This is a genomic window from Bradyrhizobium sp. Ses1 (assembly GCF_059512365.1).
In genome coordinates, this window is record NZ_JCAMOQ010000246.1 from 1 (window position 1) to 309 (window position 309).

Consider the following 309-nt stretch of genomic DNA (forward strand, 5'->3'; position numbering starts at 1 on the left):
GCCGGCGTGTTCTGGCAGCGCTGTTATGTGCACTTCCTGCGCAATGCGCTCGATTATGTGCCGCGCAAGGTCGACGACGATTGCCTGCTCGAGCTCCGCTGGATGTACGACCGGCGCGATCTTGGCGAGGTGCGGCGCGATCTGGCGGCCTGGCTTGCCAAATGGGGCGGCAAATACCCCAAGCTCACCGGCTGGGTGGAGGACAACATCGAGGAGACGCTCGCCTACTTCCGTCTGCCGCTGGTGCACCGCAAGCACATGAAGTCGACCAACATGCTGGAGCGCCTCAACGAGGAGATCCGGCGGCGC

At 64.1% G+C, this 309-nt stretch carries 1 protein-coding gene; it reads left to right on the top strand.

The annotated features are described in order from the left end of the window. Window positions 1–309 (top strand): transposase (locus tag AC5ZG5_RS46555; RefSeq protein ID WP_496165615.1); only part of this gene is annotated, 309 nt, incomplete at both ends.